The sequence below is a fragment of the Clostridium sp. CM027 genome, assembly GCF_024730565.1.
In the GTDB taxonomy this organism is placed as follows: domain Bacteria; phylum Bacillota; class Clostridia; order Clostridiales; family Clostridiaceae; genus Clostridium_AD; species Clostridium_AD estertheticum_B.
The window spans coordinates 2,087,925-2,109,391 of record NZ_CP077725.1 but is presented as its reverse complement, the minus strand read 5'-3'; the positions used below and the strand labels follow the sequence as shown (position 1 = coordinate 2,109,391).

Genomic DNA, 21,467 nt, shown 5'->3' with positions numbered 1-21,467 from the left:
TCTATGAATTTAGATTTTAAAAAAGTATTAAAGAAAGCAGAAGAGTACAAAGGGGACATAACAAGGTTTCTTCGTGACATGATTGCTATTCCTAGTGAAAGTTGTGATGAACGTAGAGTCGTTGAGAGAATAAAAGAGGAAATGCAGAAAGTAGGCTTCGATAAGATAGACATAGATAATATGGGAAATATAATAGGAACTATAGGGCATGGTAAACATATTATTGCTATGGATGCACATGTAGATACAGTAGGCATAGGAGATAAGGGGTTATGGCAGTATGACCCATACAAAGGCTATGAAGATATGGAAGTAATCATAGGACGTGGTGGAAGTGACCAAAAGGGTGGTATGGCTTCTATGGTTTATGCCGGGAAAATTATTAAAGACTTAAACTTACAAGGTGACTATACTCTGCTTATTACAGGTACGCTACAAAAACATGAATGTGAAGGGAATTGTTGGCAGTACATGATAAATGAAGACAAGATTCAGCCGGAATTTGTTGTGATTACAGAGCCTACCTCCTGCAATATATATAGGGGGCAAAGAGGAAGAATGGAGGTAAAAGTAATTACTCATGGTAGCACAACAGAGCGAGGAGAAAATGATATTTATAAAATGGCACCTTTTTTTAATGAGTTGAAAGATCTTAATGAAAGATTACATTATGATGATTTTTTGGGGAAAGGAACCTTAACTGTTTCTGAGGTGTTTTTTACTTCTTCATCAAGAAGCGCGATGGGAGATAGTCAAACCATATCAATAGATAGAAGATTAACCAATGGAGAAACGTATGATGAGGCCCTAGAGCAAATAAGAAATCTTTCATCGGTGAAAGATTTGAAAGCTGAGGTTTCCATGTATGATTACGAAAAACCTTCCTATAAGGGAGTTGTTTACCCTACAGCTGCTTATTTTGAATCTTGGATAACAGATGAGGACCATCCAGTTTGCGAAACATTAGTAAGCGGATATAAAGGTTTATTTAATGAGGAGCCTCTAGTTGACAAATGGGCATTTTCTACAAATGGAGTTTCTATTATGGGCAGATACGGTATACCTTGCATTGGCTTTGGACCAGGTCATGAAGAAGAGTCGCATTCTCCAAATGAAAGAACTTGGAAACGTGAATTAGTAAATGCTGCAGCTATGTATGCAGTTATTCCTAGTTTATATGTAAGCAGATTAGTAAAAGATAGTGTTAATTTAGGTGTAGATAATTACTCTTATAAAGAGTAGAATAAAAAATATAAACAATTTATTCTTAAGTAAGACTGTTTATATTAATTTTATTGAGGTGATTATGAAGAATATGAAAAAACTATACGTTGTTGAAAAGGTTGTCACAATATTAACTTTATCATTGCTTTTAATAGGTGCGTGGCTTAGTTATACAAATAACGTTTCTGGCGGTGTAATTATCTTATGTGTAGGGGTGATATCCTCATTACTAAGAAATAAATTTTTTAAAAAAATAGAATATAAAAACAAAAAAGTGGATTTTATTTTTGAAATAATAATTATAATTTATGTGTTACTATTATTAATTATAGGTTTAAAGGGGTGCAGCCGATAAATCTGTGATAGCAGAAATACTGAAGTTTACATAAAAAACAGTGAGTATATGTGCCAATTTTAAATAGAGGTTAATTAGGTACAGGCGACATATATATGTCGCCTGTACCTAATTAATCTAAAAAAATATATCACTATAATTCAATATTTTCAAACACTCCCTTACCCAAAAACACTATTAAACTGCTAAATATAAGATTATAGGTAATAAATAGTGTGTAGGCTATTAGCATTCCCGTAGAACTATATAATGCTATCAGAAGGACTATACCAGGTGATAGTATTAAAAGTAAGATTGCAATTCTTATAAGAGATGTAAATACTATGTTATTACCACTGCCTAAAATTCTTCTAGTAAGAATTCCACCATAGATGAAAAGAGAACCTATTGAAACAAAGGCTATTATATTAAGGAGAATAAGAATGATACTACTTTTAAATAATATTCCTGTTATTGCAAACACTATAGTTCCATCAATAAGGTTTTTAAGGTTATCAACTACAGTTGCATAGATAACCTTCTTAAAGGCGTGGGCTGGTAATATGTAAATGTATGGGTTTGATAAATCTCTTTGCCACTTACTAGCAAAGGTAAAAAATAATTGAAGATATATCATGCCACCTAAGACTATTTTTAAATCTTTTATAGGGCTAAATAATCCAGCACTTATTGCTATAACTGCGTAAATAACAGACACTACATTTATCAATGCAAAACCAGTCTTTTTATACTCTAATATTTGTCTCCAAAATATAGCAGAGGCAAATTTTCCTTTTTTAGTGTATTGAACTTTTCTTACTTTAGGTTTTTTACCCGGTTGTACAAATAATCGCTCACCCCGACGCGTGGCGGAGATGGCTGTTTCTTTTAATTCAGTTGAAGCTAAAACATCTTCATAATAGTCAAGTTGCATAGAGTAAATTAAATAACTGAAAATACCTCCAGACGCAACAATCAGAGCTATATAAACAAAAAATATTGAATGTATGCCATTCATTGAAGATAATATAATTGCCCTTACCCACCCGTATACAGGAATATATGAAATGGCAGGACTATTTAGCAATGATATAATAGCCTTAACTGGTGACCTAGTTATATATAATTCTATAAAGTATACTATAATTAGGGATACTCCTAAAAATTTAAAAGTATTTCTTAAAATAACCTTATTTTTTTCACATTTAGAAGCTATTGAATATAATAATATCTTTAGTATTGAGTTGAAAATGAGCATAATGAATAAGCCAAAGATAATTACTATAATTCCATAGGATTTAATATTAGTAAAACGATAAAGGTTAGGTCCTTGAAATGAAACAAAAAAAACTGCTATAAATGAAGTATATATTTGTTTTAAAAATCCATATACTAAAACTTTCTGAGGACTAGTGGGAGATGTAAATACTAAATTTATGTCTGCACCCCTAAAAAAAGTGGCTCCATTATTTATTGAGGAATAGAGGTCCGGTGCGGTGAACAGTAAAATAATAAATCCTACAATAGTAGTGTACAACGCTGGATCTAAAATATTTTGCTTGCTGGTATTACTGCTGCCAAAAATAAAAGTTAGTGACAAAAGTATAAGAAGTATAATATAGGCAATTAGCTTTATTGGCTTTCGCTTTAGTTCTAATAAAAAATTTCTTATAGATTTTTTTATTATATAAAATAATGGCTTCATACGCTATCCTCTGTTACATCAAAGAAGAGTTCTTCTAAGGTCTCATTCCTATTCATAAGCTCTTGCTTTGTACCGGAGAGTACTATATTTCCATTTTTCATTATCAATACCTTGTCCCAAAAATCATCAACACTATCTATTATGTGGGTACTTATTAGAATGGCAGAACCTTTTTCTCTGAGCTCTAAAATTGCTTTCTTTAGTTCTTTTATTGCTTTAGGATCTAGGCCCATTAAAGGCTCATCAAATAATACTACCTTAGGGTTTATTATTAAGGCGCAGCAAATACTTACTTTTTGCATCATACCCTTGGACAGCTCTTTTCCAAGCTTATTTCTTTTATCAATTAAATCAAATCTTTTAAGTAATTCTTCGGCTTTTTCCTTATAGTTATTTATACCATAAGCGGCAGCCATATATTCTATATGCTCATAAACTGTGAGCAAATCAAACATAGCTGGAACCTCTGGAACATAGGAAAATAATTTTTTTGCCTCAACACTCTTGTTTTTGTGATTACAAATTTCAATGTATCCATCATATTTTAATAGCCCAGCGATGCATTTTATTGTGGTGCTTTTTCCGGCACCATTTGGGCCCAAAAGAATAGCAATTTCACCTTCATTTACTTGAAAGCTAATATTGTTTACAACTAATTCTTTAGAATATTTTTTACTTAGGTTTTGTACAGTAAGCATATGTTCATCTCCTTAAATAGGTAAAATCACCATAATTATAACAAAACGGTTATCTTTAGGCAAGGCCTGTATTTAAGTAGAAAGAACCATCCTAAATTTAATATTTAGGATGGTTCTAATTTATTGTGAAATATATCTGATTTATATCCAAAGGTGGTTCAAATATTCTTGGGGTGGTTAATTACAAGAATATTAATTTATAACGGTAGCGTTAGCATACCCTTGAGTTACATAGTTGTTATCACTATTTTAATCCCCACAAGTGCTAGAACTAAGGCGACAACACACAGAGTAATTAAAATAGAAGTATTTTCCGACATTTCAGACACATTTTCGTTTTCAGGTTTCATAATTATTTGTCTCCATTTCAGCAATTATTGGCCATGCTATAAATTTCAATCTAATACTGGTATTATGATAATTCTTATTATCTATATTTAGCATGTCTTGTTTTATACTATCGTTGTAGCAACCTATTCCTATACAAATTAATACTACTAAATAAGTATTGCATTTAAGTGTCAATATTGTTAACAATTTATAACCATAATATTATATCACAAAATGGGTAAACTATATAATGCATCGGATATGTGCGGTGTATTTTGTACATTAGAAGGGAGAATATTTATGAATAAAAATGATTTAGAAGAAATAAAAAAAATGAAAAAACAATCGGAATCAAATAAAGGTGTTAGTGGTGCGTCAAACGGCGATGTGACTAATATGTATAACATGCCTAACATGGCTAGTGGCCCTAGTGATGCTACTCCAGAAGAAAAGCAACAATTAAATGCACGTTCAGAAGCATCTAAAGGCACTACTGAAAAATAATTTTAAGGCAGGATAATCCTGCCTTAAAATTATTTTTCAGTATAGATTATAACATATGTCTATCAACACCATATCCGTACCTAAAGCAATTGACAACACTCGAACTTTTATCTGCAACAATAACATCCCATAAGTCTTCCGTATTTGTGCCTATAGCTCTTCCTGCACTATAACAAGAAGCAGTATTAATAAAATTCCATCCCAAATCAATAGGTTTATTATTATTATTATTATTATTATTATTATTATTATTATTAGTGTGAGTGTATCCATAGACATAACATAGTATTTTTCTTGGACCTTGGCTCGTGGAATTTATTTATAAAATAAAAGCACTTCTATTATTGATATGCTTGATTACTAATAATTAAGCATTACTTATTCATATGGCTACACTTTTCTAATTTCTCAACAAATAATGTTGCAATCCTGGATAGATTTTTTTCATGAACTAAATAAGAAAAAAATCTATTGTATTTTGTTTTGATAGGTATAATTTTAAGTTCATTGTTAATGGCAGCATCAGTTACTACTAAAGATGAGATAAAAGTTACACCTAGATTGTTTTTAACAGCTTCTTTAATGGAGTAGTTACTTCCGAGAATAATGAAGTTTTTTGGAGATATGCCTTCTGCATTTAAAAAGATATTTAGATATTCACCAGTGCCAGAACCCTCTTCTCTATGCATCCAAGTTTGATTTGACAAACAAGTTTTAAGTCCAATATTTTGGTCATAGGTAAAGGAATTTGGAGTTACAACAACCATTGTATCCTCATAAAAATTTTTGAAAGTATAATCATGCACAGGGACGCTGCCTTCAGTTAAAGCAATATCAATATCATAGTTTTTAAATTTTTCATAAATATTATGGGTATTTTCAATAGCAACTTCTAGTTTTATGTTTGGAAACTCTTTAATAAACTCTCCTAGTATTGAGGGCAGTAAAAATTCACCTATAGTCATGCTTGCGCCAATCTTTAAAGTGCCAGAGGTGGAATTATGATAATTGTTAAGTTCTTCTTTTGTATCATCTATTAGGGAGATTATTTGTTTAGCTTTTTTGTACAACATTTCTCCAGTTTGTGTAATTAATATACTTCTCTGTTTATTTGATCTTTCTATTAGTCTTGTATTGAAGTGTTTTTCTAAAATTACAATATGTAAGCTTACGCTAGGCTGAGATATGTTGATGCTCTTTGCAGCCTTTGTGAAACTTTTCTTATCTACCACAGCAATAAAGGTTTTTAATTCCTCAATCAAAATTATCACCCTACCTATCAGAAATATTAATAAGTATTATATAAAACATGTATTATACTTATTGGTTAAAAAACAGTATACTATAGCCATAATAATGTTGCAATAGGAAAGGATTGATAATGATGAAAACTTTAAATAAAATTCTTCTTAGTGAAGTACTTCTTGGGGAAGTTGAGGATTTTAGAGCGCTTGGACATAAATTTTTAAATGGGGAAACAAGTAAAATGGACTTTAAAGGATCCTCGGGTGGTATGGGCGTGTATGCCGAGCGTAGTTGCAAGAAATTTATGATAAGATTTAGAATACCATCAGGGATAGCTTCTATAAAAGATCTTAAATTAATATATGATTTTACACAAAGATATAGATTAGATAGTATACATCTAACTACTCGTCAGGCGATACAACTACATGGAATTACTATTGATGAAGTTTGTGATTCCATGGAAGAAGGTATAAAGAAAGGTTTATACTCAAGGGGATCCGGCGGTAATTTCCCTAGAAATGTGTCAGTCTCACCGCTATCTGGAGTAGGGGAAAAAGATGTGTTTGATGTATCACCTTACGCAACAGCTGTAGGAGACCATTTTTTAAGTAAGGTATATACGTATAAACTCCCAAGAAAATTTAAAGTTGCATTTTCAAGTAATGAAAAGGATGAGGCACATGTAACTGCTACTGATTTAGGGTTTTTAGCGGTTAAAGAAAATGGCATAGAGTATTTTAAAGTGTATTTAGGTGGTGGAATGGGGAATAATTCAAAACTATCTGTGAAGAGAGAACAGTTGATTAAGCCAGAAGATATTTTATATCATGTTGAAGCAATAACAGATCTTTTTATTAATGAAGGCGACTACATTAACAAAGGAAGAGCTCGCATAAGATATATTATGGAAAGAATGGGCGAGGAGAAATTTGTAAACTGCTATAATAGTTATTTGGAAAAAGTTAAGACTAGAGAAAATTTAAAAATCAAGGTACAAACCAAAATCTACGACAAAGTTGGGATTGAAACATCGATGCGAAGTCCAAGACTATTTACTCAAAAACAAAAGGGATTATACAGTGTGTATGTGCATCCAATAGGCGGACAATTAAAAAGTGAGCATTTGAAACTAATAATAGATAAAATAGAAGTTATGAATGAAGTAGAGATAAGACTAGCTATGTCAGAGGGATTATACATTAGAAATTTGAATGGGAAAGAAGCTGAAATAATCCTTGAGCTAACAGGTAAAATGGGTGGAAATACTTCACTGGAATGTTCTATTGCTTGTATAGGAGTTCCTACTTGTCAGATGGGAATTTTAGAAACACAGCGTACTTTAAAGGATATACTAAGTTATTTTAAAGAAAATAATTTAACAAAAGATATACTGCCTCATGTTCATATATCAGGATGCCCTAATTCTTGTTCTGTACACGAAATAGGAACAATTGGGTTTTGCGGTAAAAAGAAAAAGGTCCAAGATGAGCTTATAAATGTATTCGAATTACATTTTGGGGGAGAGATTGGGATAGGTAAAACAAAGCTAGGTAAATATTATGGCGATATTAAGGAAGCAGAAGTACCAAAATTTTTATTCGAACTTGCAAGTGCTGCAATTAATGATAAAAAAGATTTCACTAGTTGGACTGAGCAAAATGTATATGAACTTAATGAAATTATAAACAAATATATAGTATAAGTATACAGTATAAGTAAGTAAATGAGAGTGTTTGATATCAATTAGATTATGATTATCGTTTACCAAGCACTAGTCTTCTACGGATTGCTTTTGACCTCTAGTTAAAAAAATGGTATACCTAAGAAGATTAGTTGTTATAATTGTGAAATAAAGAACTAATTACTAGTAAACTATATTAATATAATTAGGGAGTGATAAATGTTGGTTACTGACAAACTGTTTTATAAAATTCAGCAAAACAATATAAAGTAAAGGTTATTAGAATTACCTTAAATGAAGAACAATTTCAAAAGGCTAATGATAGAATAAAATATCATTCTTCATCAGATATTGTTTGCTAAAGGTGTAAATAATGATTTGCCTTTGACAAGAGATTACATATATAAATAGGTAAGAATTTTATGCTTTAATAAGAAAATTACACAAATGACAACATTTTATAATAAGTAGGTGAAACAATGAAGTACTTAAGACAATTAATGATTATTTTGATTCCGTATATTATTGGAACTATATTGCAACTTATGTTTAAATTACCGATTCCGGGAGCGGTTATTGGACTTATTTTACTGTTTTTGGGGTTGCAAATAGGTATAGTTAAGGTTGAAATGATAGAAGAAGTTTGTGAGTTCCTTTTATCAAATATGTCTTTTTTCTTTATTCCTGCTGGAGTAGGTCTAATGACAGCATTTGGTGTGTTAAAAGGAAAATGGATACCATTTATCGTTATAGTTGTTCTTTCCACATGTTTAGTTTGGATTGTAACAGCACTCGTAGTTAAATTTTTAAGGAAAGGACGTTTATATGAATGATTTAATTACTTCACCAGTTTTTGGTGTAATAATATCCCTTATTGCTTATGAAATTGGGATTTACATAAAGAAGAAAGGCAGACTTTCAATTTTTAATCCACTTTTGATAGCCATTATTATATTAATATTTTTTTTGACAAAGCTACATATTAAATATGAAGACTACAATAACGGAGGTAAAATAATTTCATTTTTTTTATTTCCTGCCACAGTGGCATTAGCTTTGCCTATGTATAAGAAATTCTCTTTATTTAAAAAAAATGCTATACCAATACTTATAGGGATTTTGAGTGGTGCGATTTCTGGTATTGTATGTGTAGTATTCCTTTCGAAATTATTTGGAATTTCCGATGTACTTATTGAATCTTTAATACCTAAGTCTATAACAACACCTATAGGAATAGCATTGTCAAATCAGTTAGGGGGACTTTCCTCAATTACAGTTGTAGCTATAATAATGACAGGTGTTGTAGGCTCAATTGTCGGACCGTTTTTATATAAAATTTTAAAAGTTAATGATAAAGTTGCCTTAGGGATTGCTATGGGAGCATCTTCTCATGCGCTGGGAACAGCGAGGGCTATGGAAATAGGAGAAACTGAGGGAGCCATGAGTGGCATAACTATGGCTATTTCAGGAATTGTAGCTGTCCTTTTATATCCTCTTTTATGGAATATGTTTTTGCGCTTTTAGGATAATTTCTTGGAATACGCTACATTTTGGCTTCGATTAAATTAAGTTTATATATGTAGTTTATGTATTATTAAGGAGGTTTTTTCATTATGAAAAAAAATGAGATTAAAGGTCCGCTAAATAAATTAATTGATTCAATAGACAATTTATTATCTGATGAAAAGGAGCAAAAACTAAGGAGTAAATTGGGAAAAGAGGTAAGGAAATATATTTTTACAGATGAAATAGTTAAAAAACTTAATGAAAGCGATTTTTCAGGATTAGTTGAGCAGGAAGAAGAAATAGAGATGCTTTTTTCTATGATATTTCCTGTTTTCATTGAGAAAGATGATGTTTTCTTTAGGCTGTATAAGCATAAAATTGAAGTTGATTTATCAGATGAAATGAGTGATAGATATATTTACATATTTTCTGATGGGAGACTTATATCAGGTTTATTTGAATGTTTCAAGCTTTATGATGATGAATATATTTATGGAATAAAAAAAATAATAAATATTATTCCAAGGCTTAGAGAAACTGTAAAAGAGGAATTAGTAAACCTAGATAAAAGTGAAAAATTTAATAAACAAAAAATAGGTGATTTTAAGAATAGAGAAATAGTAGCTAAAAAGAATTTTAATGAATTAATAGATAGCTTAAATAAGGTTTAGTAATATGTAGGAATGTTATGGGCGGGATTAAAGAAATTGTGATGCAATTTTGATGAATCTATTATTAAGATTAAAATAAAAACACCCTTTCAGATGTTAAAGGTTGTCTGTAGTATAAAAAGCAAACCATAAGGACATAATTTAGAAGCAATTACTCTGAAGGGAATGATGACCTTATGGTATTCAATAAAGTAGAAATATGTGGTGTAGATACTTCAAAATTACCCGTACTAAAAGAAAAAGAAATGAAAGAGCTACTATTTAGGATACAAAATGGTGAGTATGAGTGTAGAGAAAAATTTATTAAAGGAAATTTAAGATTGGTTTTAAGTGTGATAAAGCACTTTAATAATCGAGGAGAAAACGTAGATGATTTATTTCAAGTAGGCTGTATTGGTTTAATGAAGTCCATTGATAATTTTGATCTAAGTCTAAATGTTAGATTTTCAACATATGCAGTTCCTATGATTATTGGGGAAATAAGAAGATATTTAAGAGATAATAACTCAATAAGAGTTAGTAGATCATTAAGGGATATTGCATATAAAGCATTACAAGTTAGGGACAGATTGGTGAATCAAGACAACAAAGAGCCTACTGTAGCTGAAATAGCAAAAGAATTAGAATTACCAAGGGAAGATGTAGTATTTGCTTTAGATGCTATACAAAATCCTGTATCTTTATTTGAACCAATTTATCACGCTGGTGGAGATGAAATTTATGTAATGGATCAAATAAGTGACACCAAAAATTTAGATGATAATTGGCTTGAAAATATATCGATTAAAGAGGCAATGAAAAAATTAAATGTTAGAGAAAAGTTAATCTTAAATTTAAGGTTCTTCGATGGAAGAACTCAAATGGAAGTAGCAGGTGAAATAGGAATATCCCAAGCACAAGTTTCTAGACTTGAAAAAACTGCATTAAAGCACATGAGAAAGTACGTATAGGGTCCCCTAGTGGGTCCCTTTTTTTACTGTAGCATTTATTTCAGAATATAGTATAATGTATTATTTTGTGAAAGTTTGAAAAATATTATCTTTTTACAATTAAAGTAGTTGATTTTTTGTAATAATAAGTCTACTATGTAATGAGTACATGTGTGAAAGAATTATAAAAATTAAATAATAGAATATAGGTTTAAATTAATTAAAAGGGAATCAGGTTAAAATCCTGAACTATCTCGTAGCTGTAATAGATGAATTTAAGTGCATTATGCCACTCGAAAACGGGGAAGGCGCGCTTAAATAATGATTCTTGAGTCAGAATACCTGCCCATATTTTCGCACTACAAACTCTACGAGTGATAGAGAGGGCTTTATAATGAAAATTTGTTTGTTGATTTTATATGATTAAGCATATTTTTGAATCGTTTCCTTCTAACACTTTAGTTAGAAGGATTTTTGTTTTGTAGACAGGCCTATACTACGAATTGTCAAAACGAGCCTATAACATGATTAGGCAGAATATCATCGTTTTCGCCGGGTGCTTCAATGCGATTATAGTTACATTATCTGGCCTTGCATTTTTAAATCAGATTGTAGGTGTAATTGTTTACTATGCTTCATCTATTTTTATTATTCTAAAATCTCCCAGAATGCTGCCATGGGGTGAAAATTCAAAGGAGATGTGAAATGGGAAAAATTATTATTTTATGTGCCATTTTTCTAATGGTGGGCTTTTTCTTCAAATGGAAAAAAGGGGATGGGACACATAATCATCACCATGGAACCGGACATAAACACGGCGAAGGGTTTTCAATTGATTTTTATGCTTATACTTCTAAAATCAGGCACTGGAATGCTACTTTTAAAGTATCTCTTTCTGTTTTGATATTGATTCTTTGTATTGTATTGGAAAACCCCTATGTATCTGTTGTGGTCATTATTGCAATGGCCTATCTGACCATTGTAAAAGGAGAGCTTCCAGTAAACGAATACTTGTCAATACTGGCGATTCCAATCATCTTTATCCTCCTTGGCACTTTTACAATTGCTATTGATTTTTCAAAGCAGCCGATGGGGCAGTATAACTTGTATCTTGGCTTCTGCTATGTGTTTACTTCTCAGGCAAAGCTTAAGGAAGTGGCATTTTTGATTCTGAAAGTTTTTGCAGCTATAAGTGCCCTACAAATGATGACACTGTCAACTCCATCCTCCGAGATTATATATGTGCTTCGAAAAGCACATGTTCCAAAGCTTATTGTAGAGCTGATGAACCTCATTTACCGTTATATTTTCATTTTAATGGATGTCTATACTAAAATGAAAAATTCCGCAGAATCTCGTCAGGGCTACTGTGATTTTAAGACTTCCTGCTATACATTTGGAAGCATTGCAAGCAATATGCTGGTTATTTCGCTTAAAAAGGCAAACGATTATTATGATGCCATGGAGGCCAGATGCTATGATGGGGATCTTATATTTTTGGAGGAAGATAAAAAGGTAGAGACAATACAGATTGCCTCTGCAGTAGTATTTATAATTTTTTTGATCCTGATATGGGGCGTTACAAGATAGAAAGGAGCTATTATGGGGAAATCAATATTAAAGGTCGAAGATCTATACTACGTCTACGGGAATGGAAAGTCTGCATTGGATGGTGTAAGCGTGGATATCTATGAAGGTGAGAAAATCGCTGTCATTGGTTCCAATGGATCGGGAAAATCTACATTTTTCTTGAATATAAACGGTGTATTTACACCTGAACAGGGAAAAATCATTTACCGGGGTACTGTCGTTAATAGAAAGAATTTAAAAGGACTTCGAAAAAATATCGGAATTGTATTTCAAGATGCGGACAATCAAATAATCGCATCTACAGTTAGGGCAGAAGTTGGATTCGGGCCGATGAATTTAAAGCTTCCAAAAGAGGAAGTACTAAAGCGAGTTGAGGAAGCACTGGCATACATGAACATATCAGATTTCAAGGATCGTCCGCCACACTATTTGAGTGGCGGTGAAAAGAAGCGCGTCACCATTGCGGGCATCATTGCTATGAAATCAGAAATCATTATCTTTGATGAACCGACTGCATCACTGGACCCTTTAAATGCACTGATACTAGAAGAAGTTTTGGCCAAGCTTGGTTCGGAGGGCAAGACAATGCTCATTTCCACCCATGATGTAGATTTCGCATACCGATGGGCGGAGCGAGTCCTTGTATTCTGCCAAGGGAAAATTATCGCAGATGGAACACCCTTAGAGATTTTTCAAAACACAGAAATTTTGAAACAGGCAAATCTAAAACAGCCAACCGTGATGGAGATATATGAATTGCTTGTAGAAAAACATCTGCTGGAAGATACTAGTGCCTATCCGAAAAGTATGCAAGAGTTCAAGGAAATGTTTGGAAAATAGTTGGATTTTCTAGGCGTTTTAGCTTAGATTAATATAAATTAAAAACAATAGAGGAGGAAAAAAATGAATCAGAAAGAAAAGAAAATTGTCTTTATTGCGATTGCTTTCGCATTAATTTTCGGGGTAGCCCCGGCAGCAAACGCAATGCACATCATGGAAGGATACCTTCCACCAAAATTCTGTATTATATGGGGTGTTATATGCGTTCCATTCTTAGTAGCAGGTTACTTATCAATTAAGAAAACATTAGCGAAGAATCGTAGATCCATCACTATTCTTGCTATGTCAGGCGCATTCATTTTTGTGCTTTCATCTTTAAAGATTCCGTCAGTAACAGGAAGTTGCTCACATATGACTGGTACCGGACTTGGTGCAATCCTATTCGGACCAATGGCAGTCAGCATCCTGGGGATTATTGTACTGCTTTTTCAGTCAATTTTGCTTGCTCATGGCGGACTGACCACTCTTGGTGCTAATACGTTTTCTATGGCTATTGCAGGACCGCTTATTACTTATGTAATCTACAAATCATGCCAGAAGCTCAAAGTCAATAAATATGTAGGTATTTTTCTGGCAGCATCAATCGGTGACTTATTAACCTATTGTGTAACAAGTTTTGAACTTGCACTTGCGTATCCGTCTGCAAACGGTGGTATCGCAGCATCTGTAGTCAAGTTCCTTGCAGTATTTGCACCGACGCAGCTTCCACTGGCAATTATCGAGGGTATTCTGACCGTTGTCATCATTATGGGTCTTGAAACATATGCAAAATCCGAATTAACAGAACTTGGATTCCTAAAGGGAGGCGAAAATTAATGGTAAAGACGAAAAAAAAGGTTATCATTTTATTAATTATTGCTGCATTAATTGCCATTATACCATTATTCACATTAAAGGGTGCTGAATTCGGTGGCTCAGATGATGCAGGAAGTAAAGTAGTTTCCGAGATTACAGGTACTGAGTATAAGCCTTGGTTTGAACCGGTTATGGAAACTTGGGTTGGCGGAGAATTACCAGGCGAAATTGAGAGTTTACTCTTTTGTCTACAGACAGGTATAGGAGTTGGTGTTCTATTCTTTTTCCTGGGAAGATTCGTAGAGAGAACTAAAAAAGAAAATCAGGGGAATAAAACTGAATAATGCTTTTTCATATAATTGGGATGAAAGTATCATTTATTGATTTAATATTATAATTATGGGTAATTAAAGTATTAATTGCTTTAGTTTAAAAGGGAAGACAGGTGGAAATCCTGCGCGGTCCCGCCGCTGTAAAAGAGGAGTCCTTATAAAAAATACCACTGGGAAACTGGGAAGGTTTTAAGGGCAATGAGACTTAAGCCAGAATACCTTTCTATAATTATACACAGTTAACTCTACGAGAGATAGGGAGGTGTTTTCAAAATATGGTGGTAAATGTAGAAAAGAGGTTCGAGTTGGTTAGCTATATGGCTGATATTGAAAAGGGAATTATTGAAAAAACACTGAATAAAAACGAAAACAATGTTAGCAAAACATCAAGAGAATTAAGTATTTCAAGACAAGATTTGCAATATAAAATAAAAAAATATAAGATAACCCTGAGATAATAAAGCATATGTATGCATATGCTAATAAAAGGAATATAGTGTAGTTAATTAGACCGTGTTTATAGTATTCTATGATACATTCTTATATAGATATAAAACGATAAGTATTAAATATATAGTTTGAAATATTATAGTAGCTATAGTAAACTATATGTAGAATATAATCGAATTATAGGAGTGTATATAAAAGTATGGAAGTAGTAAAAGTAAAAACAGAAGATGGTAAGGAAAGATATTTTGTTGCAGATGATAATGGATTGCCTATAGAACCAATATTAAAATTTATTAGGTTTAAGGATAACACCAATTTTGCGAGAAATACTTTAAGAATGTATTGTCAGCATTTAAAGTTGTACTTTGAATATCTACAACAAAGAGAATTAGATTTTCAAAAGGTAACTATTGATGACTTAGCTTTATTCGTGAACTGGTTACAGAATCCTTATAAGAGTTTAAAGGTAATTCCAACGCATCAAGTTGATGAAGCAAGAAGTCCAAGAACAGTAAATATTATAGTAAATGCAGTTTTATCGTTTTACGACTATATTTTAAGACACGAGGAATATAGCAATAACATTTCAGATAGACTTAAAAAGTTTGTATCTACTCCAAGTAGAAACTTTAAAGGTTTCTTATATGGAATAGCTCATGAACAAAAGAAAGTTTCAAGTAATATATTAAGATTAAAAGTCCCTAAGTCTAAACCTAAAACCATATCTAAGGACGAAATAGGAACGCTCGTTAGAGCTTGTAATAACCTTAGAGATAAGTTTCTATTAATATTGCTATATGAAACTGGAATGAGAATAGGCGAAGCCTTATCGTTATGGATTGAAGATTTTGATATAAGTGACATGATTATAGACCTACAAGATAGAGGCGAACTTGAAAATAACGCAGAGATTAAAACAGTGTCAAGTCCAAGAAGGATTGATATATCACAGAATTTAGCCGATACGTTTATGGAATATATAGCTGAATATCATACCGAAGAAGTTGAAACTAACCATATATTCATAAAACTAAGTGGTGAAAACAAGTATAAAGCTATGCATTATGTTGATGTTGATAATTTATTTAGAACATTAAAAAAGAAAACTGATATATATGTTACACCCCATATGTTTAGGCATACATCAATAACTACTCTTAGAATGGCGGGTTGGCAACCAGAATTACTTAGAATAAGAGCAGGACATAAAAATATTTATACTACTATGAATACTTATATTCACCCTTCTGACAAAGAAATAACGGAAGAGTTTAATAAAACTCAACCGAATTTGAGATTAGATATTTACAATGAAGGGGATGAATAAGATGAAAAATTTACAACGGATAAAAGGTAATCAACAAAGTAAGTATGATGAAATAATTGAGTATTTGAAGCAAGATAATGGATATTGGCTAGAGAATGATAAATGGGATTTAACAGAAGAATTTTTTGTAAGAAAAAAAGTTTATACTTCAAGATATATTGACTTTCTTTCTTTTAAAAATGAGCTGATAAAGAATGAAATTAAATATTATGTGTTATTTAATTTTAAGGAATATCATCTTAAAAAATCACAGTTGTTAAATATAAGTTATAGGTTAAATCCTATGGCAATCTTTATTGAAAAATCATATAAAGATATAAATAGTTTTAATATGATTGAAGATAAAAACGCATTGTTAATAAAATGGAAAAGCCATTTATTAATATCAAATATAAATACTGATAATAGCTTAAATATTTGCAATTCCATATTAAGCTCTCTATACGATTTTATTAAAGATTTTTATGATGATAGAGAAGAAACCGAAAAAGATATATGGTATTCAAAGAATATTAGAGGTGCTAAAATACCTGCAAGTGGTGCTAATAATGCAATAAATAATCAACTTAATTTTAATAATATTCCTGTTTATTATGGAGATATGGTCAAACGATATTTTAAAACTATTATAACTAAAAAGAGTTGGAATCATTGTGTTCAGATTACAAATAATTTAAATTATTTCTTTAATAAGTTTTATTCCAATGGATATAAAAATGGATTTATGGAAAATTTATCAAGACAAGATATAGAAAACTATTTATATTGGTTGGGCAATGATTATAAAGACAAAAACCCAACATACAGATGTAAATTTATATCTTATATTAGAACATTCTTAGAATATATTCAAATGGCTCAATATGATAAAGCTCCTAAAAAAGAGATATCATTTTTAATATTCCAAGATGATATTCCTAAAAGAGAATTAAATAAAGATGAAGTTAAGAAAGCTAAATTTATCCCAGAGCCTATATTAAAACAATTAGATAATAACATTATGGATTTAGATAGACCGCAGTATATATCTATTTATATTCTCCTTAGAGAAACAGGATGGCGTGGTACTGATATATTAAATCTTAGATATCATAATTGCTTAGAACAAATTTGGAATAACAAAGAGCAAAGCTATAACTACTACTTATGTGGTGAAATAACCAAAACAGATATAGCACTACTTAAAATACCTATAAGAGATAAAGTTGCTGAAATGGTTCAAAAATCTATTGATAAAGCTAAGGAGTTAAGTACAGAAGAAAATAATCCAAAGAAGTATTTATTTAATACTTATGAAGGAAAGTTAAAAGGAAGACCGTTAAACAAGGCATCATTATTAATAACTATTAAAAGGCTAATTGAACAAAAAGAAATTAGAAATATTAATGGTGAGTTATATCACTTTAGACTACATTCACTAAGACATACAAGGGCTAAGGAATATGTAGAACAAGGCATGGGAATAAGTATTATACAACAGATTTTAGGACATCAGAGCATTCAAATGACAGTTCATTATGCTACTGTTAGTGAGAATATGCTTTACGAGAAATGGAAGAATACCGAGGATTTAGAACTCTTTAAAGTAAATACTGAAACTAATGAACTTATAGAGGTAGATACATCAACTGACGCAGGAGAAAATCTTATTAGATATGAATATGTTAAAAAGAATTTAGACGCTGTAAGAGTACCATTTGGAGTATGTTTTAAAGCTTCTAAAATCCCTTGTAAGCAACAAATGAACCATTGTTTAACTTGTGCAAGTTTCTGTACTACTACCGAAAATGTCCCCGAATACGAGGAAGAAATACTAAAAGTTAAAACACAGATTGAAGTTAGTGATAAATTTGGCAGAGAATTATGGTCAGAAAAGAATAAGCAGTATCTAAATATATTAGAGAAAACATTAGGAAAAGTTAAAGAACAAAAGTTGGTTCATAAGAACGGTAAATCAAGGGAGGATTCATAATGGCAGACCATACTAAAGGATTAAAAGAATATGCAAAAAATAAAAGTAAGATTACTTTGGAAAAGGTGGATAAAGCCATTAGGGAACTTTCTTTGACTGAACAGAAAATCAACTTCAATAGTGTTTCTCAATTAGGTGGGATTTCTAAAACTTTTCTTTATAATAATGAAGAGACTAAGAAAAGAATTGAGGAACTTAGGGATAATCAAACGAGTAGGACTATGAATCAAAGAGCTAAATATGATAAAACAGCTAAATCTAAAGACATTATCATAATGGCTAAGGATAAAAAGATTAAAGAACTTGAAGAAGAGAATAGGAAGTTAAAAGAGCAATTAGAGATTCTTAGAGGTAAGTTATATGAAAAATTATAAACTACATTGTTTATATGTAGTTTATGTGCAAACATAGCTATGACAAGAGGCTTACTATCTTGTACACGAGATATAACAAGGAGAAATGAATATAATGGGGAAATTAAAAAACGGATATGTTCAAATTTATACGGGGAATGGCAAGGGGAAAACGACTGCAGCTGTAGGACTAGCTGTACGTGCAGCAGGAAATGGATATACTGTATTTATGGTGCAATTTTTGAAGGGAAGTAAAACTGGTGAAATTGAAAGTGCAAAAAAACTGGCTCCCTTTTTTAATATATTTAGGTTTGAGAAAAAAAGAGGTTTTTTTTGGACATTAAATGCAGAGGAAAAAAATGAATTAAAAGAAGAGGTACAAAAGGGATATGAATTTTGTAGCGAAGCATTAAAAGAAGAAAAATGCGACATACTTATCATGGATGAGGTAATGGGAGCATTGAACAATCAACTAATAAGTGAAGAACAACTACTAGAATTAATGGAGAATAAACCTGGTAATATAGAATTGATTTTAACAGGGAGAGACGTACCTAAAGCTATAATAGATAAATCAAACCTTGTAACTGAGATGAAGGATATTAAACATTATTTTAACGAAGGAATACCATCTAGAGAGGGTATAGAGTTTTAATTATAAAAAAATTGGTATATAAAGTCAAACAATAAAGCGAGCATAACTTATGTTTGCTTTATCTTCATGGTTATATTGAAAATTAAATAAATGATTTATGGTTTTAAAGTTGTAGCTTAAAATTAAAAGGGAAACAAGTGAAAATCTTGTGCGAGCCCGTCACTGTAATGAGGAGCAAATTCGCTTGTATATCCACTATTTATAAAATAGGAAGGATGCGAATTGCAATGATACTAAGTCAGGAGACCTGCCATAAGGAACAATACTGATTACTCACGTGGATGTTGGGAGGTGTTATAAATATGGGCAAAATAAATAAGTTAAAGAAATTTTCATTGAATGATTTATTTAATACTGCATATTTAAATTTAAAAAGAGCAGGTGCATATGGATGTTTCCCAGAACCACCTCAAATTCTAAAATTAAGTCAATAATATTGATATTTAGAGTTTGAAGGGGGAATTATTATGGATATGTACAAAAACTTAGGCAAAGAATTTATTGTCAATATAACAGGAAATAGAGAAGCCGATAGGATTATTATGAAAGAATTTAATAAAAACTCTGTTACAAATAAAGCTCAATTAAAAAAGATTTTATGGAAGAGATTAAAAGAAACTTTTAAAAGAAAGTAATTTAATATAGCATATAAAGGTATGAGATGTTTTGCATCTTATTTAAAAGGGAATCGGGTGGAAATCCTGAATGGTCCCGCCGCTGTAATGGTGAGAAGCTTTAAATTATACCACTGACAATTTTGTTGGGAAGGATTAAAGCGACTATGATCCAAAGTCAGAAGACCTGCCTTTATTAATGCACCAAGAACGCTACGAGTGATAGGGGGTGTGACGCATATTTGTATTAAAATGCATTTTATATTTTGTGTTTTTACAAATATGGTTAATATTGTTATCAAGTCCTTTAGCATAAATGCTAAAGGGCTTAATTTTTTGTGAGGGAGTAGGAATTATAATTATTCTACAAAGTACAGGTGATACAATTTGTTGAATAATTTACAATTACAAGGAGCGAAATATTATGGAGTGGCAAGTGAGATATAAAGAAAAGGTAGTTACTGCTAAAGAAGCTTCAGAAAAAATAAAAGCTGGGGATCGGGTAATTGTTGGTCATGCAGTTGGAGAACCTAAATTAGTTATAGGTGCTATGACTGAAAATAAGGAAAGGTACGGAGAAGTAGTTCACATGGTAGGTATGGGAAAAGGAACGTATGCAAGGGAAGTTATAAATAGTGATATAGGGGATTTAACAACCTGCTTTTTTTCAGAAATGCCAAGATTATTCAGAGAAGAGTATTTAAAGGTTAATGTGGCTATAATCCAAGTTTCGGAGCCTGACGAACATAGTTTTTGTAGCTTTGGAGTTTCAAGTGGCTACGCTAAAGTAACTGCGGAGTGTGCAGATATTGTTATAGCAGAAGTTAATAAGAAGATGCCAAGAGTTTTAGGAGATAACTTTATACATGTTAAAGATATAGACTATATGGTAGAGGCTGACTATAAAGTTATGGAACTAAAAAAAGGTGAAATAGGAGATGCAGAAAATGAAATAGGAAGAAACTGCTCCTTAATTATAGAGGATGGATCAACATTACAACTTGGAATAGGCGCTATACCAGATGCCATACTTTTAAATTTAAAGGGTAAAAATGATTTAGGCATACATTCAGAGATGATATCAGATGGAGTAGTAGACCTTGTAGAAGCTGGAGTTATAAATAACAAGAGAAAGACTATTCATAAAAATAAGATAGTAGCTGCGGTTTTAATGGGAACAAAGAAACTATATAATTTTGCTAATAATAACCCAATGATAGATATGTTATCTGTTGATTATGTAAATGATCCATATGTTATAAGTCAAAATGATAGTATGGTATCAATAAGTTCATGTACACAAATAGATTTGATGGGACGAATAGTATTAGAGTCTATAGAATTAAAACAATTTAGTGGAGCCTACGAACAAGTAGATTTTATTAGAGGTGCAAATAAATCAAAAGGTGGTAAAGCGATAATAGCAGTTCTATCAACAGATTTTAATGGTAAGGTTTCTAGAATAGTTCCATTAATAGATAATGAAGCTACAGCATCGACATCAAGGACGGATGTTCATTATGTAGTTACCGAGTATGGTATAGCGGAACTAAGGGGAAAGACATTAAAAGAAAGAGGGAGAGCTTTAATAAATATAGCTCACCCTAAATTTAGGAAAGAATTAATCAAAGAGTGGAAAAGAAGATTTAGCAGCACCGCAGGCGATGATTTAATGATTAAGAGGTCGTGTCAATGATTGGAGTGAATTA

At 31.5% G+C, this 21,467-nt stretch carries 25 protein-coding genes and 4 riboswitches; of the genes, 20 read left to right on the top strand and 5 right to left on the bottom strand.

Annotation, left to right across the window (positions count from 1 at the left end):
* The first annotated feature begins 3 nt into the window (after nt 1-3).
* Both KTC92_RS10015 and KTC92_RS10010 read left to right on the top strand, forming a co-directional pair.
* A complete protein-coding gene (locus KTC92_RS10015; protein ID WP_216303870.1) occupies nt 4-1,242 on the top strand; it encodes a YgeY family selenium metabolism-linked hydrolase in 1,239 nt (412 codons plus the stop codon).
* A gap of 64 nt (nt 1,243-1,306) precedes the next feature.
* Complete coding sequence (locus KTC92_RS10010) at nt 1,307-1,579, top strand: hypothetical protein (RefSeq protein WP_220287576.1); 273 nt, start codon at nt 1,307-1,309, stop codon at nt 1,577-1,579.
* A gap of 133 nt (nt 1,580-1,712) precedes the next feature.
* Here KTC92_RS10010 and KTC92_RS10005 read toward each other — a convergent pair whose 3' ends face one another.
* The 3 genes from KTC92_RS10005 to KTC92_RS09995 form a co-directional block, all read right to left on the bottom strand.
* Nucleotides 1,713-3,263 carry a putative ABC exporter domain-containing protein gene (locus KTC92_RS10005; RefSeq protein WP_216303868.1) on the bottom strand — a complete coding sequence of 517 codons (1,551 nt, stop codon included), beginning with the start codon at nt 3,261-3,263 and terminating at the stop codon, nt 1,713-1,715.
* Nucleotides 3,260-3,961 carry an ABC transporter ATP-binding protein gene (locus KTC92_RS10000; protein WP_216303867.1) on the bottom strand — a complete coding sequence of 234 codons (702 nt, stop codon included), beginning with the start codon at nt 3,959-3,961 and terminating at the stop codon, nt 3,260-3,262. The genes KTC92_RS10005 and KTC92_RS10000 overlap by 4 nt, the downstream gene beginning before the upstream one ends.
* Nucleotides 3,962-4,188: 227 nt before the next feature.
* Nucleotides 4,189-4,311, bottom strand: coding sequence for a hypothetical protein (locus KTC92_RS09995; protein ID WP_258280580.1), 123 nt, complete (start codon nt 4,309-4,311; stop codon nt 4,189-4,191).
* 214 nt (nt 4,312-4,525) lie between these two features.
* On the opposite strand from KTC92_RS09995, the gene KTC92_RS09990 reads away from it, so the two are divergent.
* Nucleotides 4,526-4,795, top strand: coding sequence for a hypothetical protein (locus KTC92_RS09990; RefSeq protein WP_220287578.1), 270 nt, complete (start codon nt 4,526-4,528; stop codon nt 4,793-4,795).
* Nucleotides 4,796-4,841: 46 nt separating this feature from the next.
* Here the strand turns inward: KTC92_RS09990 and KTC92_RS09985 are convergent, their stop codons facing one another.
* Together KTC92_RS09985 and KTC92_RS09980 are read right to left on the bottom strand one after the other, a co-directional pair.
* On the bottom strand, nt 4,842-5,000 hold the full coding sequence (locus tag KTC92_RS09985; RefSeq protein ID WP_220287580.1) for a hypothetical protein: 159 nt from the start codon (nt 4,998-5,000) through the stop codon (nt 4,842-4,844).
* A 169-nt stretch (nt 5,001-5,169) separates the two neighbouring features.
* Complete coding sequence (locus tag KTC92_RS09980) at nt 5,170-6,057, bottom strand: LysR substrate-binding domain-containing protein (RefSeq protein ID WP_216303864.1); 888 nt, start codon at nt 6,055-6,057, stop codon at nt 5,170-5,172.
* A gap of 122 nt (nt 6,058-6,179) precedes the next feature.
* Between KTC92_RS09980 and KTC92_RS09975 the strand changes: the two genes are divergently transcribed.
* The 17 genes from KTC92_RS09975 (at nt 6,180) to KTC92_RS09895 (ending at nt 21,454) form a co-directional block, all read left to right on the top strand.
* Nucleotides 6,180-7,745 (top strand): nitrite/sulfite reductase, encoded by a 1,566-nt coding sequence (locus tag KTC92_RS09975; protein ID WP_220287582.1) that lies wholly within the window; start codon nt 6,180-6,182, stop codon nt 7,743-7,745.
* A gap of 458 nt (nt 7,746-8,203) precedes the next feature.
* The gene (locus KTC92_RS09970) at nt 8,204-8,557 is read left to right on the top strand and encodes a CidA/LrgA family protein (protein ID WP_216303861.1); all 354 of its coding nucleotides are present in this window, start codon (nt 8,204-8,206) and stop codon (nt 8,555-8,557) included.
* On the top strand, nt 8,550-9,248 hold the full coding sequence (locus KTC92_RS09965; RefSeq protein ID WP_220287584.1) for an LrgB family protein: 699 nt from the start codon (nt 8,550-8,552) through the stop codon (nt 9,246-9,248). The genes KTC92_RS09970 and KTC92_RS09965 overlap by 8 nt, the downstream gene beginning before the upstream one ends.
* A gap of 89 nt (nt 9,249-9,337) precedes the next feature.
* The gene (locus KTC92_RS09960) at nt 9,338-9,901 is read left to right on the top strand and encodes a hypothetical protein (RefSeq protein ID WP_220287586.1); all 564 of its coding nucleotides are present in this window, start codon (nt 9,338-9,340) and stop codon (nt 9,899-9,901) included.
* Nucleotides 9,902-10,077: 176 nt separating this feature from the next.
* Nucleotides 10,078-10,851, top strand: coding sequence for an RNA polymerase sporulation sigma factor SigG (sigG, locus tag KTC92_RS09955; RefSeq protein WP_165413361.1), 774 nt, complete (start codon nt 10,078-10,080; stop codon nt 10,849-10,851).
* A gap of 169 nt (nt 10,852-11,020) precedes the next feature.
* Nucleotides 11,021-11,195, top strand: a riboswitch (cobalamin riboswitch).
* A 376-nt stretch (nt 11,196-11,571) separates the two neighbouring features.
* Complete coding sequence (gene cbiQ, locus KTC92_RS09950; protein WP_375294770.1) at nt 11,572-12,420, top strand: cobalt ECF transporter T component CbiQ; 849 nt, start codon at nt 11,572-11,574, stop codon at nt 12,418-12,420.
* Nucleotides 12,421-12,432: 12 nt separating this feature from the next.
* The gene (locus tag KTC92_RS09945) at nt 12,433-13,260 is read left to right on the top strand and encodes an energy-coupling factor ABC transporter ATP-binding protein (protein WP_220287591.1); all 828 of its coding nucleotides are present in this window, start codon (nt 12,433-12,435) and stop codon (nt 13,258-13,260) included.
* A gap of 63 nt (nt 13,261-13,323) precedes the next feature.
* Nucleotides 13,324-14,076 carry an energy-coupling factor ABC transporter permease gene (locus KTC92_RS09940; protein WP_220287593.1) on the top strand — a complete coding sequence of 251 codons (753 nt, stop codon included), beginning with the start codon at nt 13,324-13,326 and terminating at the stop codon, nt 14,074-14,076.
* On the top strand, nt 14,076-14,399 hold the full coding sequence (locus KTC92_RS09935) for an energy-coupling factor ABC transporter substrate-binding protein (protein ID WP_220287595.1): 324 nt from the start codon (nt 14,076-14,078) through the stop codon (nt 14,397-14,399). Before KTC92_RS09940 ends, KTC92_RS09935 begins: the two co-directional genes overlap by 1 nt.
* A 40-nt stretch (nt 14,400-14,439) precedes the next feature.
* A riboswitch (cobalamin riboswitch) is annotated at nt 14,440-14,629 on the top strand.
* A 33-nt stretch (nt 14,630-14,662) separates the two neighbouring features.
* Nucleotides 14,663-14,845 carry a helix-turn-helix domain-containing protein gene (locus tag KTC92_RS09930; protein WP_216303854.1) on the top strand — a complete coding sequence of 61 codons (183 nt, stop codon included), beginning with the start codon at nt 14,663-14,665 and terminating at the stop codon, nt 14,843-14,845.
* A gap of 191 nt (nt 14,846-15,036) precedes the next feature.
* Nucleotides 15,037-16,164, top strand: a complete 1,128-nt coding sequence (locus KTC92_RS09925) for a tyrosine-type recombinase/integrase (RefSeq protein WP_220287858.1) — start codon at nt 15,037-15,039, stop codon at nt 16,162-16,164.
* A gap of 1 nt (nt 16,165) precedes the next feature.
* Nucleotides 16,166-18,136: a tyrosine-type recombinase/integrase gene (locus tag KTC92_RS09920; RefSeq protein ID WP_220287860.1), complete on the top strand. Its 1,971-nt coding sequence runs from the start codon at nt 16,166-16,168 to the stop codon at nt 18,134-18,136.
* A complete protein-coding gene (locus KTC92_RS09915; RefSeq protein WP_220287862.1) occupies nt 18,136-18,510 on the top strand; it encodes a DUF6262 family protein in 375 nt (124 codons plus the stop codon). The genes KTC92_RS09920 and KTC92_RS09915 overlap by 1 nt, the downstream gene beginning before the upstream one ends.
* 94 nt (nt 18,511-18,604) lie before the next feature.
* On the top strand, nt 18,605-19,144 hold the full coding sequence (locus KTC92_RS09910; protein ID WP_220287668.1) for a cob(I)yrinic acid a,c-diamide adenosyltransferase: 540 nt from the start codon (nt 18,605-18,607) through the stop codon (nt 19,142-19,144).
* An 81-nt stretch (nt 19,145-19,225) separates the two neighbouring features.
* Nucleotides 19,226-19,414, top strand: a riboswitch (cobalamin riboswitch).
* Nucleotides 19,415-19,446: 32 nt separating this feature from the next.
* Nucleotides 19,447-19,578 carry a hypothetical protein gene (locus KTC92_RS09905; protein WP_258280579.1) on the top strand — a complete coding sequence of 44 codons (132 nt, stop codon included), beginning with the start codon at nt 19,447-19,449 and terminating at the stop codon, nt 19,576-19,578.
* A 33-nt stretch (nt 19,579-19,611) separates the two neighbouring features.
* Nucleotides 19,612-19,779, top strand: a complete 168-nt coding sequence (locus KTC92_RS09900; protein ID WP_220287670.1) for a hypothetical protein — start codon at nt 19,612-19,614, stop codon at nt 19,777-19,779.
* Nucleotides 19,780-19,968, top strand: a riboswitch (cobalamin riboswitch).
* Between the two features lie 214 nt (nt 19,969-20,182).
* Complete coding sequence (locus KTC92_RS09895; protein ID WP_220287672.1) at nt 20,183-21,454, top strand: acetyl-CoA hydrolase/transferase family protein; 1,272 nt, start codon at nt 20,183-20,185, stop codon at nt 21,452-21,454.
* Nucleotides 21,455-21,467: the final 13 nt, after the last annotated feature.